Source organism: Stutzerimonas stutzeri, from assembly GCF_018138085.1.
Classification (GTDB): Bacteria; Pseudomonadota; Gammaproteobacteria; order Pseudomonadales; family Pseudomonadaceae; genus Stutzerimonas; species Stutzerimonas stutzeri_AI.
Genome location: NZ_CP073105.1, coordinates 3,564,668 through 3,581,452, shown reverse-complemented (window position 1 = coordinate 3,581,452; position 16,785 = coordinate 3,564,668). Strand labels below are relative to the sequence as shown.

Annotated in this window: 15 protein-coding genes and 1 tRNA gene; 10 read left to right on the top strand and 6 right to left on the bottom strand. The window is 62.9% G+C overall.

Going from position 1 to position 16,785, the window contains the following annotated elements:
• Nucleotides 1–298: 298 nt before the first annotated feature.
• Nucleotides 299–1,783, top strand: a complete 1,485-nt coding sequence (gene putP, locus KCX70_RS16475; protein WP_021208828.1) for a sodium/proline symporter PutP — start codon at nucleotides 299–301, stop codon at nucleotides 1,781–1,783.
• A gap of 107 nt (nucleotides 1,784–1,890) precedes the next feature.
• Here the strand turns inward: putP (KCX70_RS16475) and KCX70_RS16470 are convergent, their stop codons facing one another.
• A complete protein-coding gene (locus tag KCX70_RS16470) occupies nucleotides 1,891–2,115 on the bottom strand; it encodes a DUF3203 family protein (protein WP_021208827.1) in 225 nt (74 codons plus the stop codon).
• A 238-nt stretch (nucleotides 2,116–2,353) separates the two neighbouring features.
• Between KCX70_RS16470 and KCX70_RS16465 the strand changes: the two genes are divergently transcribed.
• From KCX70_RS16465 to KCX70_RS16430, 8 genes are all read left to right on the top strand, one after another.
• On the top strand, nucleotides 2,354–3,025 hold the full coding sequence (locus KCX70_RS16465) for a methylamine utilization protein (protein ID WP_212618177.1): 672 nt from the start codon (nucleotides 2,354–2,356) through the stop codon (nucleotides 3,023–3,025).
• The gene (locus tag KCX70_RS16460) at nucleotides 3,009–5,366 is read left to right on the top strand and encodes a putative bifunctional diguanylate cyclase/phosphodiesterase (protein WP_249121654.1); all 2,358 of its coding nucleotides are present in this window, start codon (nucleotides 3,009–3,011) and stop codon (nucleotides 5,364–5,366) included. The genes KCX70_RS16465 and KCX70_RS16460 overlap by 17 nt, the downstream gene beginning before the upstream one ends.
• Entirely contained in the window at nucleotides 5,363–6,220 is an 858-nt protein-coding gene (locus tag KCX70_RS16455) for a DUF3034 family protein (RefSeq protein WP_212618175.1), read from the top strand. The genes KCX70_RS16460 and KCX70_RS16455 overlap by 4 nt, the downstream gene beginning before the upstream one ends.
• Nucleotides 6,220–6,639 carry a group I truncated hemoglobin gene (locus tag KCX70_RS16450; protein WP_021208823.1) on the top strand — a complete coding sequence of 140 codons (420 nt, stop codon included), beginning with the start codon at nucleotides 6,220–6,222 and terminating at the stop codon, nucleotides 6,637–6,639. Before KCX70_RS16455 ends, KCX70_RS16450 begins: the two co-directional genes overlap by 1 nt.
• Before the next feature lie 196 nt (nucleotides 6,640–6,835).
• Nucleotides 6,836–8,320 (top strand): sodium/proline symporter PutP, encoded by a 1,485-nt coding sequence (gene putP, locus KCX70_RS16445; RefSeq protein ID WP_102847497.1) that lies wholly within the window; start codon nucleotides 6,836–6,838, stop codon nucleotides 8,318–8,320.
• 124 nt (nucleotides 8,321–8,444) lie between these two features.
• Nucleotides 8,445–8,609, top strand: a complete 165-nt coding sequence (locus KCX70_RS16440; protein ID WP_180984074.1) for a hypothetical protein — start codon at nucleotides 8,445–8,447, stop codon at nucleotides 8,607–8,609.
• Between the two features lie 474 nt (nucleotides 8,610–9,083).
• Nucleotides 9,084–10,490: a hypothetical protein gene (locus KCX70_RS16435; RefSeq protein WP_021207348.1), complete on the top strand. Its 1,407-nt coding sequence runs from the start codon at nucleotides 9,084–9,086 to the stop codon at nucleotides 10,488–10,490.
• Nucleotides 10,491–10,789: 299 nt separating this feature from the next.
• Nucleotides 10,790–11,476, top strand: a complete 687-nt coding sequence (locus KCX70_RS16430; RefSeq protein ID WP_212618174.1) for a DUF4396 domain-containing protein — start codon at nucleotides 10,790–10,792, stop codon at nucleotides 11,474–11,476.
• A gap of 98 nt (nucleotides 11,477–11,574) precedes the next feature.
• On the opposite strand, the gene KCX70_RS16425 is transcribed toward KCX70_RS16430, so the two are convergent.
• The 4 genes from KCX70_RS16425 to metG form a co-directional block, all read right to left on the bottom strand.
• Nucleotides 11,575–11,648, bottom strand: a tRNA-Gly gene (locus KCX70_RS16425).
• 68 nt (nucleotides 11,649–11,716) lie between these two features.
• Entirely contained in the window at nucleotides 11,717–12,409 is a 693-nt protein-coding gene (locus KCX70_RS16420; protein WP_212618173.1) for a pseudouridine synthase, read from the bottom strand.
• Nucleotides 12,409–12,618, bottom strand: a complete 210-nt coding sequence (locus tag KCX70_RS16415) for a cysteine-rich CWC family protein (protein ID WP_212618172.1) — start codon at nucleotides 12,616–12,618, stop codon at nucleotides 12,409–12,411. The genes KCX70_RS16420 and KCX70_RS16415 overlap by 1 nt, the downstream gene beginning before the upstream one ends.
• A 98-nt stretch (nucleotides 12,619–12,716) precedes the next feature.
• The gene (gene metG / locus KCX70_RS16410) at nucleotides 12,717–14,759 is read right to left on the bottom strand and encodes a methionine--tRNA ligase (protein ID WP_212618171.1); all 2,043 of its coding nucleotides are present in this window, start codon (nucleotides 14,757–14,759) and stop codon (nucleotides 12,717–12,719) included.
• A 193-nt stretch (nucleotides 14,760–14,952) separates the two neighbouring features.
• Here metG and apbC point away from each other — a divergent pair, with 193 nt between their 5' ends.
• Nucleotides 14,953–16,047, top strand: coding sequence for an iron-sulfur cluster carrier protein ApbC (gene apbC / locus KCX70_RS16405; RefSeq protein ID WP_021207352.1), 1,095 nt, complete (start codon nucleotides 14,953–14,955; stop codon nucleotides 16,045–16,047).
• 318 nt (nucleotides 16,048–16,365) lie between these two features.
• Here apbC and KCX70_RS16400 read toward each other — a convergent pair whose 3' ends face one another.
• On the bottom strand, nucleotides 16,366–16,575 hold the full coding sequence (locus KCX70_RS16400) for a cold-shock protein (RefSeq protein ID WP_003282211.1): 210 nt from the start codon (nucleotides 16,573–16,575) through the stop codon (nucleotides 16,366–16,368).
• Nucleotides 16,576–16,785: the final 210 nt, after the last annotated feature.

Here is a 16,785-nt window from a genome sequence, read left to right as displayed (position 1 = left end):
ACCGGGATGGCGCCATTCGCCGCGGGTCGCGCCTCCCGCATTGGGAGCGGTGTGCACTGCTTTATTTGTGGGAGGCCCGCCCTCGGGGCGAAGCGTTTGATTTGCCGTACATGGTTTCACCCCGAACGCTCAGGCGAACGGATGACAACAACAATCAGAACAGTCGGCGGATCGCTCTTCCGCCACTGATGGGTCCAGTTGGACCCGTCCCGGTGATGGCGTGATCCGCCGTCGCCCTCTGCCAGGTGGGATCGGGATAACCCTCGCGCCCATCAACAACAACTAACGAGGGAACAAAATGAGCATCAGTACACCCACCCTGATCACCTTCGTGATCTACATCGGCGCCATGCTGTTGATCGGCTTTATCGCCTACCGTGCCACCAAGAACTTCGACGACTACATCCTTGGGGGACGCAGCCTCGGAAGTTTCGTCACGGCCTTGTCGGCCGGTGCTTCGGACATGAGTGGCTGGTTGCTGATGGGCCTGCCGGGCGCCATCTACGCGGCGGGGTTGTCGGAAAGCTGGATTGCCATCGGCCTCATCGCCGGCGCCTGGCTGAACTGGCTGTTCGTCGCCGGACGCCTGCGCGTGCACACCGAGCGCAACAAGAACGCGCTCACGCTGCCTGACTATTTCTCGCACCGCTTCGAAGACGAGAGCCGCCTGCTGCGGATCTTCTCGGCGCTGGTGGTGCTGGTGTTCTTCACCATCTACTGCGCCTCGGGCGTGGTGGCCGGCGCGCGCCTGTTCGAGAGCAGCTTCGGCGTGCCCTACGACGTCGCGCTGTGGATCGGTGCGGCAGCGACCATCCTCTATGTATTTATCGGCGGCTTCCTCGCGGTCAGCTGGACCGACACCGTGCAGGCGACGCTGATGATCTTCGCGCTGCTGATCACGCCGGTCTTCGTGATCCTGGCACTGGGCGACATGGGCGCGGCGATGGATACCATCGAGACGCTGAAACCGGCCGCTTTCGACATGTTCAACGGCCTGTCCTTCGTCGCGATCATTTCGCTGCTGGCCTGGGGTCTCGGCTATTTCGGCCAGCCGCATATCCTGGTGCGCTTCATGGCCGCCGACTCGGTGAAGACCATCCCCAACGCCCGCCGCATCGGCATGGCGTGGATGATCCTGACCCTGGCCGGCGCCGTCGCGGTGGGCTTTTTCGGCATCGCCTACTTTGCCGGGCATCCGGACCAGGCTGGTCCCGTCACGGCCAACGGTGAGCGGGTGTTCATGGAGCTGGTGAAGATCCTCTTCAACCCCTGGGTTGCCGGCGTGATCCTCTCCGGTGTGCTCGCGGCCGTCATGAGTACCCTGAGCGCGCAACTGCTGGTCAGCTCCAGCGCCCTGACGCAGGACTTCTACAAGGCCATGCTGCGCAAGAATGCCTCGCAGACCGAGCTGGTCTGGGTCGGCCGCGCGATGGTGCTGCTGATCGCCTTTATCGCGCTGGGTATCGCCTCGAACCCGGACAGCAAGGTCCTGGGCCTGGTGTCCTACGCCTGGGCGGGCTTCGGCGCTGCCTTCGGTCCGGTAGTGCTGATCTCCCTGCTGTGGAAGCACATGACCCGTAACGGCGCGCTGGCCGGCATGATCGTCGGCGCGGTCACCGTGGTGGTCTGGAAGGAGTTCATTGGGCTGGGACTGTACGAAATCATCCCGGGCTTCATCCTCGCCAGCCTCGCCATCGTGGTCTTCAGCAAGGTCGGCGCGGGCGCCTCGCCGAGCATGATCAAGCGCTTCGAAGACGCTGAGAACGAGTACCAGGGCCGCTGATTCACCGCTGCCGTAACACGATGAACCCCGCTGCCGGTGCTCCGGCAGCGGGTTTTTTGTTTGGTGAGAATGCCGACCACCGGTCGGCTTCGGCTCATGCCGCGCGGTTAATCGTCGACAACCAGATTCTCGCGGTCGTCTTTGGCGCCCGCGGCAATGAGGTGCTCGGCCATGTCCTCGGTGACGTGGGTGCTATGGCCGTCGATGTGGGCCATGGACATGCGGGCCGCCGGATCAGTGCTGACCCGAACGTCCATGATCGCACTGCGGTACGTAGTGCCTTCGAGCGTGGTGGAGCAGGTGCCGGTAGCGGTATCGATGCTGACTGACATGGCGGATCTCCTTGGGCTGCGAGGGGCCGCCGACAGGGGCAGCCGTAATGATTGAGACAGTCGAGGTGGCGATCTGTTTGGCGGTGGCGACGACACGCCAGATATCCGCTACGGAATCCGGCTCGCTAGCGAAATTTTTGCTGATCAGGTGATGGCAATGGGCTAGCCTGACGAGGCCAAGAGGTTGCCAGGGAATGGCTGTAGTCCAACGGTAAGCCACGATGGCGGAGTCAGCGTTATGTTCAAGGGTGTCTTGCGGTCCAGCTGTTTTCTACTGCTGTGCATACTCGTCGTGCCATTACGGGCAGAGCCTGTCAGCGTGCGAGTGACCGATGCGCAGGGACGGCCGATTGCCGGTGCCGTGCTCAGCGTGGCGGGTCAGGCGCAACGCAAGCCAGCGCCCGTTGCGATCATGGATCAGCTCGACAAGCAGTTCGTGCCGGCAGTACTCGCTGTGGCGACTGGCACGGCGGTGAGCTTCCCCAACAGCGATGATATCCGCCACCAGGTCTATTCATTCTCGCCGGCCAAACGCTTCGAACTGCGCCTCTACGAGGGTACGCCGAGCGCGCCGGTAGGCTTCGATCAACCCGGGCTGGTGGTGCTGGGCTGTAACATCCATGACTGGATGCTGGGTTATATCTACGTTTCCGACGATCCCTGGTTTGGCGTCAGCGACGCGCAAGGTCTCATCAATCTGGATGCCCCAGCCGGACAGTACCCGGCGACGCTCTGGCACCCGGCCCTGGTCGATATGCAACCAATGGATGCGGGCACGCTGTTGTTGGGTGAAGATCCGGTCGAGCTGAAGCTGCCGGTTGCGGTGACCGCCGCGCTGCAGCCCTCGCCTCCGACGGCCACACCGTTCGCCGATGCTTTCAGGAAAGCCACCCGTGACGCGCAGCCTTAGCTTCCACGCGCGCCTGTCGTGCATCCTCGCCGCCTTTCTGCTGGTGGTAATCGCCACCTTGTATTTTTCCGTGCGCCTGGTCACCGAATCAGCTGTAAGCAACCAGGCTGCCGAGCGGCTGGAATCGGGCCTGCGGGTGTTCGAGCGATTGCTGGACATGCGCGGCCGCCAACTGCGCGATGGGATTCAGGTGCTCGCCGCCGACTTCGGCTTCAAGGATGCCGTCTCCAGCGGGGACACGCTCACCCTGCAGTCAGCCATGGCAAACCAGGCGGCGCGCATTAACGCCAGCGAGGCGATGCTGCTGGACCTGAACGGCAAGGTATTAGCGTCGAGCCTGTCCAGCGCAAGGCCGGGCGATACCTTCCGCTATGCCGACGAGTTGCGTGAGGCGCGCCAGCAGGGCCAGGCGATGTTGGTGGTGTCGCTGGATCAACAGGCGCACCTGATGGTCGAGGCCGAGGTCCGCGCGCCGTTGCCCATCGCTCGTGTGGTAATGGGCTTCGCGATGGACGAGGCGCTGGCCAGCGAGCTCAAGCAGTTGACCGGCCTGGAGGTGTCCTTTCTGGCGCGGGAGGCGGACCGCAGGGGCCGGTTGGCCACCACGCTGGCCTCCGCGGGGCACGAGGAGCTGATCGATGGTTGGCGTCGGCACGATCATGCCAAGGGTATCCAGGAGCTGATGCTTGGCGGTGAGCGCTACCTCAACGAGGACATCGTGCTCTCGCAAGGTGCCGACTACAGCGTTGTCGCGCTGCTTCACAGTTCACTGGACGATGCCCTGGCCGGCTTCCACCAGCTCGATTCCCGAATCCTGCTGATCGCTTTCGTCGGCCTGATCGCGTCGCTGATCGGGGCGCTGCTCCTTGCGCGCAGCCTGTCCGGGCCGGTCAACACACTGGCCGAGGCGGCCGAGCGGGTCGGGCGCGGTGATTACCAGACGCCGATCGAGCTGGATCGCGGCGACGAACTGGGCGCGCTGGCCAGCGCCCTCAACCAGATGCAGCGGGGCATCGCCGAGCGTGAACAACTGATCGCCCACAACATGCTCCACGATGACGTGACCGGCCTGCCGAACCGTTCGCTGGTTGCCGAGCTGCTGTCCAATGCCATCGGCGCCGGGCGTACCACCGCAGTGCTGCATATCGGCATCGGCAATCTGGCCGGCGTGCAGGACAGCGGCGGAGCCGAAGGGGTCGATCAGGCCCTGCGCGAGCTGACCCAGCGATTACAGGCAGGCTTGCAACCCGGTGACCACCTGGCGCGGATGCTTAGCGACGAGTTCCTGCTGATCGTCAGCGACACCTCGGCCGACAACGCCTTCAGCGCTGCAGTCGCCGTGCAGCAGGCGCTGGCCTTGCCGGTGCGCGTTGCTGAACTCGAGATGCGTATCGAGGCGCACATTGGGGTAGCCGGTTACCCGGACGATGCCGGCAGCGTCGACGAATTGCTGCGGCGTGCCCGGATCGCCATGCAGGACGCCGCGCAGATGCCGGACGGCTTGCAGCTTTACCAGCACGGCCGGGACGACGCCCATCAGCGACAGATAACCCTGATCCGGGACCTGCGTCGCGCGGCCCAGGTCGGCGGCTTGCACCTGCATTTCCAGCCGAAGGTCGATCTGGAACAAGGCCGTGTCTATCAGGCCGAGGCGCTGCTGCGCTGGCATCACCCGGTCTACGGCATGGTATCGCCGGGAGAGTTCATACCCTTGGCCGAGCGCACGGGCAGCATTCAACTGCTGACCGCCTGGGTCATCGAGGCGGTGCTGCGGCAACTGCACGTCTGGAACGGGCGTGGACTGTACGTGGAAGTGTCGTTGAACATTTCCGCCGAAGACCTGACCAGCCTGACCTTGGAGCAGCGGGTTGGCGAGCTGCTGCAACGCTACCTGATTCCCGGCGACCAGCTGGTCTTCGAAATCACCGAAAGCGCCATGATGCGCGATCCGGAGCGTGCCCTGGCGATGCTGCATCGGTTGCGCTCGCTGGGCATTCGGCTATCGGTGGATGATTTCGGCACCGGCTACTCGTCGCTCGCCCAGCTGCGTCGCATGCCGGTGCAGGAGCTGAAGATCGACCAGTCGTTCATCCGTGAGCTGGATGACACCTGTGGCGATGCGGTGATCGTCCGTTCGACCATCGACATGAGCCATGCGCTGGGCCTCAAGGTCGTGGCTGAAGGCGTCGAGCATGGCGAAACGCGTGACCTGCTGCGCACCTGGGGTTGCGACACCCTGCAAGGTTATTTCTTCAGCCGGCCGCTTCCGGCCGATGCTTTCGAGGCCTGGCTCAGGCAACAACCCCACCTGGCCGCGCGGCCGCTCAAGGAGCGCTCATGAGACGTTTGCGAACCCTGCTGCTCGCCGCCTGCTGCGCACCGATGTTGGCCAGCGCAGACGCGGGGCGTTTATTGGCCACCGGCGGCGCTACCAGCATCGAAGGCGCGGCCGGTGGCGGTATCACGCCCTGGGCCGTGCTGGCGGGTTATGGCGAGCGGGGCGAGTGGGGCGGCGACGTCTTCGCCACTCGCGTTGAGACCGGCGACTACCGACTGGACGTCGCCGGTGTAGCGTTTGCCTTCGATAACCGCCTGGAGTTGTCCTTTGCGCGGCAGCGCTTCGATCTCGGCACCTTGGCGCGGAATCTGTCGCTGCCGGAGAACAGCCTCAGCCAAGACATCTTTGGCGCCAAACTGCGACTGTTCGGCGACCTTGTCTACGACCGTCTGCCGCAGGTGGCACTGGGCGTGCAGCACAAACGTCAGAAGGACTTTCTGATTCCGTCACTGATCGGCGCGCGGCGCGATGAAGACACCGAAGCCTATCTGACCGCCAGCCGCCTGATTCTCGGTGGCGCCTTTGGCTACAACCTTCTGCTCAACGGCGGGGTGCGCTACAGCCGCGCCAACGAGCTGGGGCTGCTTGGGTTCGGCGGTGATCGTCGCGACAGCCGCAGCCTGCTCAAGGAAGGCTCGGCTGCCGTGCTGTTCAACCCGAACTGGGCGCTCGGTGTCGAGTACCGGGAAAAGCCGGACAACCTTTCCTTTGCGGGCGAAAGCGACTGGGCCGATCTATTCCTGGGCTACTTCCCCAACAAGCGCCTGGCGGTAGTCCTGGCGTATGCACGGCTGGGCGAGATCGCCACGCTGGACAATCAGGACGGCCTGTACCTGTCCGTGCAGGGGAGCTTCTGATGCGTCGGTTCGCCCTGTTGTTCTGTCTGTTGCTCGGTGCCTGCGCTGGGCAGGTGCCTGAAGAAGACAGCCTGTATCGCCAGCTCGGTGGCGAGCCCGGCGTCACCCGGATCGTCGAGGGCATGCTGCTGCGCATCGCCGCGGACCCTCGTATCGTCGAGCATTTTCAGGACATCGATATCCAGCGCCTGCGCGACAAGCTGATCGAGCAGTTCTGCGTCGAGGCGGGCGGCCCCTGCGTCTACACCGGCGACAGCATGCAGGAGAGCCACAAAGGCCTGGCCCTGACGCCCAGCGACTTCAACGCGCTGGTAGAGGACCTGCAGGCAGCCATGACCGCCGAGGGCGTGCCGATCCCTACGCAGAACCGCTTGTTGGCGCGCCTGGCACCCATGCGCAGCCAGGTGATCGATCAGTAACCCTGTCCCGTCAGCGGGCTGCTGCCGGCGCCAGCCAGTTCGTCGGTGAGCGAAACGATGTCGATGTCGCGATTCCCGTTGCTGGTCGTCATCTGCTCGGGCAAAACCGCCCGGTCACGAGCCAAGAGCCCGTCTAGCCGCTATCCTTGCCTGTTAAGCCGACCATGTATCGGCAGCACACAAGGAATAAACAACAATGAATGTGTCTACCCCAACCCTGATCACGTTCGTGATCTACATCGCGGCGATGATCCTCATCGGTTTCACCGCCTACCGAGCTACCAAGAACTTCGACGACTACATCCTCGGCGGCCGCAGCCTTGGCAGCTTCGTTACCGCGCTGTCCGCCGGCGCGTCGGACATGAGCGGCTGGCTGCTGATGGGCCTGCCCGGGGCGGTGTTCGTCGCCGGTCTGTCGGAAAGCTGGATCGCCATCGGCCTGATCGCTGGTGCCTGGCTCAACTGGATCTTCGTCGCCGGGCGACTGCGCGTACACACCGAGCACAACCACAACGCGCTGACCCTGCCGGACTATTTCTCTCATCGTTTCGAGGACACCAGCCGCCTGCTGCGGATCTTCTCGGCGCTGGTGATTCTGGTGTTCTTCACCATCTATTGCGCTTCGGGCATCGTCGCGGGAGCACGCCTGTTCGAATCGACCTTCGGTATGTCGTACGACACGGCGCTTTGGGTCGGCGCGGCGGCGACCATCGTCTACGTGTTCGTCGGTGGCTTTCTTGCCGTGAGCTGGACCGATACCGTGCAGGCGACGCTGATGATCTTCGCGCTGCTGATCACGCCGATATTCGTCATCCTCTCGCTGGGTGACATGGGTACCGTGATGGACACCATCGCCGCTCAGGATCCCTCCAATTTCGACATGTTCAAGGGACTGTCCTTTATCGCCATCATCTCGCTGCTCGGCTGGGGGCTCGGCTATTTCGGCCAGCCGCACATCCTGGTGCGCTTCATGGCAGCCGACTCGGTGAAGACCATTCCCAACGCCCGCCGCATCGGCATGGCCTGGATGATTCTGACCCTGGCTGGTGCCGTCACCGTGGGCTTCCTCGGCATCGCCTACTTCGCTGACAACCCGACCCTGGCCGGTGCGGTCACCGAGAACGGTGAGCGTGTGTTCATGGAGCTGGTCAAGCTGATGTTCAATCCATGGATTGCCGGGATCATCCTCTCCGGCGTACTGGCAGCGGTCATGAGTACCCTCAGCGCGCAACTGCTGGTCAGCTCCAGCGCATTGACACAGGACTTCTACAAGGCCTTCCTGCGCAAGGGCGCATCGCAGACCGAGCTGGTCTGGGTTGGCCGCGGCATGGTGCTGTTGATCGCGCTGATCGCCATCGGTATCGCCTCGAATCCGGACAGCAAGGTGCTGGGCCTGGTGTCCTACGCCTGGGCGGGCTTTGGCGCTGCCTTCGGTCCGGTGGTGCTGATTTCGCTGGTGTGGAAGCGCATGACCCGCAACGGTGCGCTGGCGGGCATGCTGGTTGGTGCCGTTACCGTAGTCGTCTGGAAGGAATTCATTGGCCTCGGACTGTACGAAATCATCCCCGGCTTCATCCTCGCCAGCCTTGCCATCTACGTTGTCAGCCTCATGAGCAAGGAGCCTGCAGCGTCCATTCAGCAGCGCTTCGAAGCGGCTGACGCGGAATATCACGCGGGGTGAGCCGGTCTTCCTCAGGGGCTTCGCCCGCCTGCGATGCCCCTGAGGAACCTGTACCGGCCGCGCGGTGGTCATGGGCGTTCAGGCGCACAGTGTGGTGTCCATCGGGAAATTCAGGAGTATTCCAATGAAAGCGCAATCCATCATGACTCGCACCGCGGCCGTCGTGCTGGCGGCACTCTTGGCGACCGGCTGCAGCCTGCGCTTGCCAGGCGTTGGTATCGATATCGGCGACGGCGGCCACGGCGGTAACCACTGCCCGCCAGGCCAGGCCAAGAAGGGAAATTGCTGACACGGGCCTAACTAACGCGGCGGGCTGAGCGGCTGTCGCACCCGGGCTGCTCCCGCCGATCGTTCGGGCTTGTCCCAGGCTCTCCAGCCTCACCTGCGTTTCTCCGGCGAGCCTCGCTGGCTCAAGAATTACTCAAGGCATCGTTAAAAAATTGCAGCGGTGCTGCGTTGAATGGTTAGGCTCGCCGAACGTCATTGCAGTTCGACGCCGGCTAATCTGGCGCAATGGTCGGCAGTCAACACTTGCCTAACCAGGCCGCCCGCTGCATTTCGCCCTCAGCCTCACTTCATAAGCCAGACGACAGACGAGACATTCCCGAAGCCTGGGTACCGCTCGTCTCCTGAACAGTCGCCTCTTTTGACAGGTCTTAACTTTCTGCCACGGTTAGTCGCAGTGCGCGTAGTGCTTGGCGCGGCCAATCCGGCAAAGCTCGCATCGCTAGAACAAAAACAAAAAACAACTGAGGAACCACCCATGCTCCCAAGCAAGTTGGCTTCAGCATGCACGCGTGCCATCGCCGGCGTCATGCTGGTAAGTACCATCGCAATGGCAGCCGATGCCCAGGCACGATCGAAACCGATCAAACCACCGGTATCAGGCAGCGAATCTCGCCTTCAGGATGCACGCATCTTCGTACCGATCGTGTCGCCGCTGGATCCGTTCCCCGGACTGCCCAGCGAACGCTGGACGGGCATCTACCAAGGTTCGTCCTATCAGATCGAGGTACCGCCCAACTGGAACGGCATGCTGGTCATGTACGCCCACGGCTATCGCGGCACGGGTCCTGAGCTGACGGTCGGGCCGCCACCGATCCGCCCATGGTTGCTGCAGCAGGGCTACGCCTGGGCCGCCTCCAGTTACAGCAAGAACTACTACGATGTGCGCGCCGGTATCGAAGACACCAACGCCCTGGCGCTGGCCTTCAGCAGCCTGACCGGCAAGGCGCAGCCGACCAAGACCTACATTACCGGCCATTCCATGGGCGGCCATGTCGCAGCGGCAGCGGTGGAGGCGGAAACCTACGCCACGGCCAACAATCCGGTGCGCTACAGCGGCTCGGTGCCGATGTGCGGCGTTACGGGCGACGTCTATGAATTCGAATACCTGATGAACTTCACGCTGGCCGCGCAGCACTTGGCAGGGCAGGGCCCGACCAGCTTCCCGGCGACGGACTTCCAGGCCAAGCTACCGCAGATCATCGGCACGCTGTGGGACAGCTACCCGACCGACCCGTCGGCCCAGGGCGAGAAGCTCGAGGGCATCGTTCGCGAGCTCAGCGGAGGTGAGCGGCCAATCTTCGCCGAAGGCTTCCGTACCAGCCTGCAAAGCGTCGTGCTTGGCACCGGTGGGCGCGATGGCTCGGTGGACGGCATCCTCGCCGACTCGCTCTCCGGCAACCTCACCACCCGCTATCAGTTCGATACCAACAAGGCGATGTCCCGCGAGGAACGCGAATTCAACGACTCGATCATCCGCGTGATCGGCCATCCGCCGGCCAACAGCATCCGCCCGGACGGCCTGCGCTGGATTCCAGTGGTCAACGGCCAATTCAACGTTCCCGTCGTCAGCATCCACACGCTGGGTGACCTCTACGTGCCGTTCAAGCACGAGCAGATCTACCGGCGCAACGCGATCGCCAACGGCAACGGCGACCTCCTGGTACAACGCGCCATCCGTGCGCCCAGCCACTGCGATTTCAGCTACCAGGAACAGGTCGAAGCAATGGCTGACATGCTGCGTTGGGAGCAGAAGGGCATCAAACCCGCAGGCGACGAGGTGCTGAATCCCCGCGTCGTGGCCGATCCGGCCTACGGTTGCCGGTTCACGCGTAACGAAGGCGTACCGACGCGAGCCTCGCTGCCAGCCTGCCCTGAGCGCTGAAGCTGTGCTGCTGGCGCCCCGTAGTCCCGGGGCGCTGACGGCCCGCGCATTATCGCCGTCCGTACCCTGTACCCGGTAAGCCCCAAGCCGGGTATGCCAACGGCGCGGCCGGTAATACGCCCATACCCCACCGACGATCCCCCAGTGTCGCCTTCGCCAGACCGGCGCTGACCTGTCGAGATGCATTCGCCCAGCTACAGCAGCGCCTTGCCCGGGCCCGCGTTATCACAAAAAAAAGGAATCCCTCCGGACGACAGCGGTCGCTTTTTGTAACAACTGTCCGAAAGGAGGAAAGCCGAATGACCGTGCCTGCCTGGCTCACCGTCCTGGCCTGGATCTCGCTACTAGTCGCGCTCGTCTGCGCGATCTGGGTAATCGTCGATCTGCGTCGCCACCCACAGCCGATGAAGATCATGAACCTGGTCTGGCCCATCACCATGCTCTGGGCCGGTCCGATCGGCATCTGGGCCTATCGGCGCATGGGCCGGCCGCATGCGATCATGAAGCAGCAGGGCAAATTCATGGACGACATGCAGATGCCCGCCTGGCACAGCACCTTCAAGGGCGCGACCCACTGTGGCAGCGGCTGCACCTTGGGCGATATCGTTGCTGAAACCTTCACGCTGGCGGTGCCGCTCAGCCTGTTCGGCCACCATGTGTTCGGCACCTGGGCGCTAGATTTCTGCCTGGCCTTCCTGTTCGGCGTCGCCTTCCAGTATTTCAGCATCAAGCCGATGCGCAACCTCAGCCCTGGCCAGGGTCTGGTCGCCTCGCTGAAGGCCGACACCCTGTCGCTGACCGCCTGGCAGCTCGGCATGTACGGCTGGATGGCGCTCTGCCTGTTCGTCTGGTTCTCCGAACAAACCCTGCCGAAAACCAGCGCAGCGTTCTGGTTCATGATGCAGATCGCCATGCTCTGCGGGCTGGTAGTGGCCTACCCGGTCAACGCGTGGCTGATCCGCAAGGGGATCAAAGAGGCGATGTAGGACCCCAGCGAGCGTGCTCCAGGCACGACGATGATCTCACCGGCAACAAGCCGAACCCCAAACGAAAAAGCCCTGCAGGTGCAGGGCTTTTTGGGATCTGGAGCGGGCGAAGGGAATCGAACCCTCGTCATGAGCTTGGGAAGCTCAGGTAATGCCATTATACGACGCCCGCGAAGGCTGCCTTTGTACCAGAAGGCAGCGGGGAATTGAAGCGGGCGAGGGGGCTATTCGGCGAAAGGCTTAGATCTGGGCGATTTCGCTGGCGGTCAGGCTGCGGTACTCGCCAGGTGCGAGGCTGGGGGTGAGGGTAAGCGGGCCCATGCGATCGCGGTGCAGGGCGGTGACCTTGTTGTTGAAGTGGCCGAACATGCGTTTGACCTGATGATAGCGGCCTTCATGCAGGGTCAGGCGTGCCTGATGGGGGGCGAGCAGCTCGAGCTCGGCGGGCAGGGTGGTAAGGTTTTCGAAGCGGAAATACAGCCCTTCGGCAAAGCGCTCGACGCAGAGGGGGTCGATGGGGTCTTCGGTTTCCACCAGATAGGTTTTGCCCAGCAGGCTTTCCGGTTGGGTGAGGCGGCGGGACCAAAGGCCGTCGTTGGTGATGATCAGCAGGCCGGTGGTGTTGAAGTCCAGGCGCCCGGCTATATGCAGCTCTTGCTTGTCCGGCTCGTTCAGCAGATCCAGCACCGTAGGGTGTTGCGGATCGGCGGTGGCGCTGACACAGCCGGCGGGTTTGTTGAGCATAAAGAAACGCGCCGGTTTGCCGGCCTGTAGCAACTCGCCGTCCAGCTCGATACGGTCGAAGATGCGAACGTCATGGGTGCCGTTGCAGACCGTCTCGCCATTTACCGATGCACGGCCCGAGGCCAACAGCAAGCGCGCCTGGCGATGGCCGCAGTGGGGCAGGTTGGCGAGGAAGCGGTCGAGGCGCATTACGGGTTTGCAGGCGACTCGCCGCACGCGCAGCGCAGGCAGATGCAGGCTTTATTCAGCGCGTCTGCGGGAATCCGTTCGCGGGCATCGGGTGCGATCTCGGCGGTGAAGCACCAGCAAGGCTGTGTGGCGGTAGCTGGATCGCTGAGAGCGCATTGGTTGGGTTCGCCGCAAATCGGGCAGCGGCTGGCGTCAGGTGAATCGGTCATAACCGCCTCGGTTCAGTGGCAGCGCGTGATGCGGTGGAGCGGTTATTTTGCCTCGAAACAGGCGCCCGGCATTGCGCTGGACGCCTGCTGTCGCATCCTTACTTGACGCGCTGACCGGGCTTGGCGCCGCTGTCCGGGCTGAGCAGGTAGATCTCTTCACCGCCAGGGCCTGCGGCCAGCACCATGCCTTCGGAGACGCCGAACTTCATCTTGCGCGCGGCGAGGTTGGCGACGTAGAGAGTCAGACGGCCTTCCAACTTGCTCGGGTCCGGGTAGGCGCTCTTGATGCCGGAGAATACGTTGCGCTTGGCGTCGCCGATGTCCAGCGTCAGGCGCAGCAGCTTGTCGGCGCCTTCGACGAACTCGCACTTCTCGATCAGCGCGATGCGCAGGTCGACCGCAGCAAAGGCGTCGAAGGCGATTTCGGCGGCGATGGGCTCCTTGGTCAGCTCGCCGTTGCCTTGGGCAGGCGCGGCGGTTTCGGTGGAGGCGAGGTCTTCCTTGGATGATTCGATCATGGCTTCGATTTTCGCAGGCTCGATACGGGTCAGTAGCGGGGTGAAGGCGTTGAGCTGATGGTTGGTGAGCAGCGTCCCTATGTCAGTCCAGCGCAGCGGCTCGACATTGAGGAAGCGCTCGGCGTCAGCGGCCAGGTTGGGCAGCACCGGCTTGAGGAAGATCACTAGCTGGCGGAACAGGTTGATGCCGGTGGCGCAGATCGCCTGGACTTCATCCTGCATGCCTTCCTGTTTGTTGAGCGCCCAGGGTGCCTTGTCGGCGATCCAGGCATTGGCGCGGTCGGCCAGGGCCATGATCTCGCGCATGGCGCGGGCGAAATCGCGGCTCTCGTAGGCCTCGGCGATGGACGGCGCGGCGGTCTGGAAGGCGTCGGTCAGTTCCGGTGCGGCGTTGGGATCGACCATCACGCCGCCGTTGCCCTTGTGGATGAAGCCGGCGCAGCGGCTGGCGATGTTGACGACCTTGCCCACCAGGTCCGAATTGACCTTCTGCACGAAGTCTTCGAGGTTGAGGTCCAGGTCATCCACGCCACGACCCAGCTTGGCGGCATAGTAGTAGCGCAGGTATTCCGGGTTCAGGTGCTCGAGGTAGGTGCGCGCCTTGATGAAGGTGCCGCGCGACTTGGACATCTTCTGCCCGTTCACCGTCAGGTAGCCATGCACCGCGACGGCAGTGGGCTTGCGGAAGCCGGCGCCTTCGAGCATGGCGGGCCAGAACAGGGTATGGAAGTTGATGATGTCCTTGCCGATGAAGTGATACAGCTCGGCGCTGGAATCCTTATTCCAGAAAGCGTCGAAGTCCAGTTCCGGGCGGCGGGCGCAAAGGTTCTTGAAGCTGGCCATGTAGCCGATGGGCGCGTCCAGCCAGACGTAGAAGTACTTGCCGGGCTCATCGGGGATCTCGAAGCCGAAGTAGGGCGCATCGCGGGAGATGTCCCACTCGTGCAGGCCGCCGTCGAGCCACTCGGCGATCTTGTTGGCTACCGAGTCCTGCAGGCTGCCGCTGCGGGTCCACTCTTTGAGCATCGCCTCGAAGTCGGGCAATTTGAAGAAGAAGTGCTTGGAGTCGCGCAGCACCGGTGTGGCGCCGGAGATGGCCGAGCGCGGGTTCTTAAGCTCGGTGGGCTCGTAGGTGGCGCCGCACTTTTCGCAGTTGTCGCCGTACTGGTCTTCGGCCGCGCACTTCGGGCAGGTGCCCTTGATGAAGCGGTCGGCGAGGAACATGCCTTTTTCGGGGTCGAAATACTGGGTCACCGAGCGAGTGGCGATGTGGCCGGCATCGCGCAGCTTGGTATAGATCAGGCTGGACAGCTCGCGGTTTTCTTCCGAGTGGGTCGAATAGAAATTGTCGAAGTCCACCAGAAAGTCGGCGAAGTCGGCGCTGTGTTCGGCTTGCACGTTGGCGATCAGCTGCTCGGGCGTGATGCCTTCCTTTTCGGCGCGCAGCATGATGGCCGAGCCATGGGCGTCGTCCGCACAGACATAGATGCACTGGTTGCCGCGCAGCTTCTGGAACCGCACCCACATGTCCGTCTGGATGTACTCGAGCATGTGGCCAAGGTGGATCGAACCGTTGGCGTAGGGCAGGGCACTGGTAACGAGGATCTGGCGGGCTTCGGACATTGGGAAATCTGCAGTCGAGGTTGCGAAGTGAGTCGGCCACTATAAAGGTGCGGCGGTTTTTTTTCATCCGCACTGGCGCGGGCGGCGAGGGTCGAATGGCCTGCGCCGCGCCTGATTGCCGCGCTTGATGAGCTCAGGCGGTGTCGCGAGGTAAGATGCCCGTCTGTTTTACTAGGTTTCTTTGGGAGTAGTCATGACCGTCACACGCGAAGCTGTCGAAGCCGTACTGCGTCAGTACACCGACCCTAACCTGAACCAGGATCCGGTGAGTGCCGGTTGCGTGCGTTCGATCGATGTCGAGGGCGATCGGGTCAGCGTCCAGATCGAGCTGGGCTACGCGGCAGGACTGTTCCGCAGTGGTTGGGCGCAGATGCTTGCCATGGCCATCGAAGGGCTCGAAGGCGTGACCCGCGCGGACGTGCAGGTCGACTGCGTGATTCGCTCGCACAAGGCGCAGGACCAAGTGGAAGCCCTGGGCAATGTGAAGAACATCATTGCCGTCGCGTCTGGCAAGGGCGGAGTGGGCAAATCCACCACCGCGGCCAACTTGGCGCTGGCGCTGGCGCGGGAAGGGGCGCGTGTCGGCGTGCTGGATGCCGATATCTACGGGCCGAGCCAGGGCATCATGTTCGGCATTCCCGAAGGCACACGGCCGCAGATCCGTGACGGCAAGGCGTTCATTCCGCTCGAGGCGCATGGCGTGCAGATCATGTCGATGGCCTTTCTGGCAGACGACAAGACGCCGATGGTCTGGCGCGGCCCGATGGTTTCCGGCGCGCTGTTACAGCTGATCACCCAGACGGCGTGGAACGATCTCGACTATCTCGTCGTGGATATGCCGCCGGGCACCGGTGACATTCAGCTGACCCTGGCGCAGAAGGTGCCGGTGGTGGGTGCCGTGATCGTCACCACGCCGCAGGACCTGGCGCTGCTGGACGCGAAGAAGGGCGTCGAAATGTTCCGCAAGGTAAACATTCCGGTGCTGGGTGTGGTGGAGAACATGGCCATCCACATCTGCTCGAATTGCGGTCATGCCGAGCACCTGTTCGGCGAAGGCGGCGGCGAGAAGCTGGCGGCGCAGTACAACGTCGAGCTGTTGGCATCCCTGCCGCTGTCGATGGCGATCCGCACCCAGGCCGACGCCGGCAAGCCGACCGCGATTGCCGATCCGGAAAGCCAGATTGCCATGATCTATCAGCAGATGGCGCGCAGCGTCGGAGCGCGGATTTCCCAGAGCGGGCAAATCGTGGCGCAGTCGATGCCGAACATCATGGTGACCGACGACTGATCGCTGCTTGGCGGCGCTTGGATGCAGCCCGCGAGGTGGCATTGTCCGGCGCCATCCACGCAACCCTGTAGGAGTGAGCCCGCTCGCAAGCGCTAGGGCATTCGCGGGGCAAGCTCGCTCCTAGAGGCGGATCTTTTCAACCTGGTGGCGACCTGGAATGGCCGGGATGGCCGGGCTCTCAATCTGTGCGACGAGAGTTCGCCTGCTCGATCCATGCGGCGTTGCGAGGCGTCAGGTCTGCTCCAGCGGTGCTTACAAAAACTACAGGCATAAAAAAGCCCCGCCGAAGCGGGGCTTTTTCAGCAGTGAAGCTTCAGGTTAGATAACCTGAACTTCCTCAGCTTGCATGCCCTTCTGGCCGCGGGTAGCGACGAAGGAAACTTGCTGGCCTTCTTTCAGGCTCTTGAAACCGTCGCCCTGGATGGCACGGAAGTGTACGAAGAGGTCGTCACCGGATTGCGGAGTGATGAAGCCGAAGCCTTTTTCATCGTTGAACCACTTAACGGTACCGGTTTGGCGATTGGACATTTGAATGTCTCCTTGAACAATGTAGATGTGATTGAACGGGCAACTACCCCGAACGGTGACTGTGTGCAAGGAGTTAAAGGAGTCGTAGCAATGATCGGATCGAAATCTAAACATGTAGCGATTCACGGTGACACATGCAGCAGCAGCCAATGAAAGATACCGCATTTCCGCAGCAATGCGAGCATTATTTTCAGTTTCTTCCCAACGCCC

Excerpts from the sequence above, each read along its gene's own strand:
- metG (WP_212618171.1), bottom strand. The coding sequence starts at position 14,759 with ATGTCCGAAGCCCGCCAGATCCTCGTTACCAGTGCCCTGCCCTACGCC.
- KCX70_RS16470 (WP_021208827.1), bottom strand. The coding sequence starts at position 2,115 with ATGTCAGTCAGCATCGATACCGCTACCGGCACCTGCTCCACCACGCTC.
- apbC (WP_021207352.1), top strand. The coding sequence starts at position 14,953 with ATGACCGTCACACGCGAAGCTGTCGAAGCCGTACTGCGTCAGTACACC.
- KCX70_RS16400 (WP_003282211.1), bottom strand. The coding sequence starts at position 16,575 with ATGTCCAATCGCCAAACCGGTACCGTTAAGTGGTTCAACGATGAAAAA.
- KCX70_RS16420 (WP_212618173.1), bottom strand. The coding sequence starts at position 12,409 with ATGCGCCTCGACCGCTTCCTCGCCAACCTGCCCCACTGCGGCCATCGC.
- KCX70_RS16430 (WP_212618174.1), top strand. The coding sequence starts at position 10,790 with ATGACCGTGCCTGCCTGGCTCACCGTCCTGGCCTGGATCTCGCTACTA.
- KCX70_RS16415 (WP_212618172.1), bottom strand. The coding sequence starts at position 12,618 with ATGACCGATTCACCTGACGCCAGCCGCTGCCCGATTTGCGGCGAACCC.
- KCX70_RS16465 (WP_212618177.1), top strand. The coding sequence starts at position 2,354 with ATGTTCAAGGGTGTCTTGCGGTCCAGCTGTTTTCTACTGCTGTGCATA.
- KCX70_RS16450 (WP_021208823.1), top strand. The coding sequence starts at position 6,220 with ATGCGTCGGTTCGCCCTGTTGTTCTGTCTGTTGCTCGGTGCCTGCGCT.
- putP (WP_021208828.1), top strand. The coding sequence starts at position 299 with ATGAGCATCAGTACACCCACCCTGATCACCTTCGTGATCTACATCGGC.
- putP (WP_102847497.1), top strand. The coding sequence starts at position 6,836 with ATGAATGTGTCTACCCCAACCCTGATCACGTTCGTGATCTACATCGCG.
- KCX70_RS16455 (WP_212618175.1), top strand. The coding sequence starts at position 5,363 with ATGAGACGTTTGCGAACCCTGCTGCTCGCCGCCTGCTGCGCACCGATG.
- KCX70_RS16440 (WP_180984074.1), top strand. The coding sequence starts at position 8,445 with ATGAAAGCGCAATCCATCATGACTCGCACCGCGGCCGTCGTGCTGGCG.
- KCX70_RS16435 (WP_021207348.1), top strand. The coding sequence starts at position 9,084 with ATGCTCCCAAGCAAGTTGGCTTCAGCATGCACGCGTGCCATCGCCGGC.